Genomic DNA, 2838 nt, shown 5'->3' with positions numbered 1-2838 from the left:
GGGTAATTTACATATTTTAAAAGAGCCTAATTAGAGATAAATTTTTAAGATAAGAAAGGATAAAAATGAGTAAATTTATATCACAAAGGTGCTGGATAACAAATAGGCTTATTAATACAGGTCAAATCAGTCGTAATGAGTGCTTACAAAAGCATATCACACGACTTGGAGCTCACATTCACGCTATAAAAGCTTTAAATCCAACTTGGAAAATAGAAGCTAAATATATCAATAAATCGAGCAATTCTCAAGATTACATTTATAAACTAATTAATAGAGATGAAATCTTAGAAAATATAGATAAAAACCTACAAAAAATAGGAGCATAAATGCTAGAATTACTTAAAATCCAAACCGAGCTAAAAGCACCAAAAACGCAGTTTAACAAGTTTGGTGGGTATCAGTATAGAAGTTGTGAAGACATAGTTGAAGCCTTAAAACCACTTCAAGAAAAATACAAATGCGTAGTATTATTAAATGATGAGCTAGTCATCATCGGCGATAGATACTATATCAAAGCTACCGCTACAATCATAAACGAAAAAGGCGATAAAATAAGCGTATCAGCACTAGCTAGAGAAGCTGAGAGCAAAAAGGGTATGGATGAGAGCCAAATCACAGGAAGCTCATCAAGCTACGCTAGAAAATATGCTTTAAATGGGCTTTTTGCGATAGATGATACTAAAGATGCAGACTATAATAACACGCACGATAAAGAGAACACTCAAAACTCTAAGCAAACAAATACTTTAACTCTAGAGCAAAAAAGAGATATATCAGAGCTTTTAGAAGCTACTAATACTGATTTAAATAGATTTTTAGACTTCTTTAAAGTTCATTCTATAGACAATGTGCCTTATGAAACGGCTTTATCAATGCTAACAAAAAAACTTAACCAAAAGGATAATAAATGATAGTTGATTTAATCCAAGGCTCTCACGAGTGGCTAGAGTATAGAAAGAGTAAATTCAACGCTAGTGAGACCCCAAGCATTTTAGGTATAGGCTTTAATAAACCTTATCAAATAGCCCTTATTAAAAAGGGCAAATTTAAGCCATTTATTTCTGAAGCTATGAGACAAGGCAATCAGTATGAGCCTATGATAAGAGAGCAAATCAATCAAAAATATAATCTAGAGTTAGAGCCAGTTGTGATGGTTAGCGATGATGATGATAGATTTTTAGCTAGTTTAGATGGGGCGGATTTAGATAAGAAGGTATTTTGCGAGATAAAATTCTCTAAAAATGAGTTTGAGTATGTAAAGGCAAATGATAAACCAAGTGATAAATATTACTATCAAATCCAGCACCAATTCTATGTAAGTAACCTTAGCCGTTGTATCTACGCAGTGGGCTATATAGATGATAACTTCGAGCTATCAATATCTCATATAGAAGTCAGTAGAGATGATGAAACTATAGATAAAATCAAAAAAGCGTGGGATAAATTCGAAAAAGATTATCTAAATGCTGATAACTACGCTTGGGAAAGCCTATGCGATGAGCTTTTAAAGCTAAATGATGAGAAAAAATTGCTAGATGAAAAAATCGAAAAGCTCAAAAAAGAAGCTATAAAAAAAGCCGATGGCAAGGAGTTTTCCGCCTTTGGAGTTACAATTTACAAAACCACACGCAAAACGGCAGATTATAAATCATTTTTAGCTGATAATAATCTAGAAATCCCAGCTAACTACTATAAATCAAGCGAGAGTTGGGGCGTTAGAATTGCGAATTAGCAGTGATTTTAATCGTTTTATCCACGGCGTAGTGCTTAAAGAAGTCCAAAAAATCCCATTTTTAAAAGTAGGAGCGTTGAAAATAGCTATCAAACCAAGATACCTAAGCCGTAACGCTCTTAAAAAGATTTTAAAAATAATTGATGATGAGTATCCAAAAGATAAAAATCAAGAGCCATTTAGCTACAAAAAGCTAAATGAGCTTGACTTTTTAAAGCATATAGCGTTTATAGAGTGCTTATGTGCCCAAAATGGTTACACTCTAAATTTAGACAAGGATTTAAATAATGAGTGATGAGAACATTTAGCCACAACAAAAGCCAAAATTTAGCCCTTTTTTAATAGAATTTATGGATTTTATTTAAAGGGGAGCAGATGTGGGCGTTTTTAGGTGTTATAGCTATTGTTGCGGCTTTACTTACAGGACCTATTGGGTGGATTATTCTTGGTATTTTACTAATAACCTATCAAGCTATAAAAAATGAAGAAAAACAAAAAACTACTCATACAAAAAGCACTCAATCAAACCAAACAAAAAATGAGTTAAATGCTCAAACAGAGCAAATCATAAAAGCCATGCAAGAAAGCAATAATAAACAACACAGGGAGGCTGCAAAAACTATTTTAAATTTTGTAAATCAATCAAAAATACAAATAAATAAAAAAGAGCTAATAGAATATTTTGAGGATTATATTTTATATAAAACCTCTAGAGCAGTATCAAATCTCACTGACATTGATAAATCTACAAAGACAAAGTTAGAGGAAAATTTATATGAATGCTTTGTGTCAGACTTGGATAGTTATATTAATGATGAAATGCGAGATAGCAATGATTTTACTAATGCCAAATTAAAAGAAATACAAATCAGAGCTATTTTTTATGCTCTTTTAAAAACAGCCGAAACATACTTTGATAATAAAAGATTTACACAAGAAGTCTATCATCAATATGATGATGAAATTATAGAACTCGCAAATAGTGATAATTTAAATGATGAAAAATTAGTCGCTAAGTCTTTACAGCTTTTTAACCCAGCTATATTATTATTACAGCACCCAGAGCAAATATCAAACACTAGTGAGCAAGAATATTCAGATTA

5 protein-coding genes are annotated in these 2838 nt (G+C 31.7%); all 5 read left to right on the top strand.

Translation table 11 applies throughout. The features are described from left to right. The first annotated feature begins 65 nt into the window (after window positions 1–65). The gene (locus CSUIS19073_RS08110; RefSeq protein ID WP_086242687.1) at window positions 66–329 is read left to right on the top strand and encodes a hypothetical protein; all 264 of its coding nucleotides are present in this window, start codon (window positions 66–68) and stop codon (window positions 327–329) included. Next, window positions 330–914: an ERF family protein gene (locus tag CSUIS19073_RS08105; protein ID WP_086242688.1), complete on the top strand. Its 585-nt coding sequence runs from the start codon at window positions 330–332 to the stop codon at window positions 912–914. Then, window positions 911–1735, top strand: a complete 825-nt coding sequence (locus CSUIS19073_RS08100; protein WP_086242689.1) for a lambda-exonuclease family protein — start codon at window positions 911–913, stop codon at window positions 1733–1735. The genes CSUIS19073_RS08105 and CSUIS19073_RS08100 overlap by 4 nt, the downstream gene beginning before the upstream one ends. Beyond that, window positions 1725–2030 (top strand): hypothetical protein, encoded by a 306-nt coding sequence (locus CSUIS19073_RS08095; RefSeq protein ID WP_086240343.1) that lies wholly within the window; start codon window positions 1725–1727, stop codon window positions 2028–2030. The genes CSUIS19073_RS08100 and CSUIS19073_RS08095 overlap by 11 nt, the downstream gene beginning before the upstream one ends. A gap of 80 nt (window positions 2031–2110) precedes the next feature. Continuing rightward, window positions 2111–2838 (top strand): hypothetical protein (locus CSUIS19073_RS08090; protein ID WP_337214412.1); only part of this gene is annotated, 728 nt, incomplete at its 3' end.

It is taken from the genome of Campylobacter sp. RM19073 (assembly GCF_024723495.1).
In the GTDB taxonomy this organism is placed as follows: domain Bacteria; phylum Campylobacterota; class Campylobacteria; order Campylobacterales; family Campylobacteraceae; genus Campylobacter; species Campylobacter porcelli.
The sequence above is the reverse complement of the archived record's forward strand: the minus strand, read 5'-3'. Positions and strand labels throughout refer to the sequence as shown.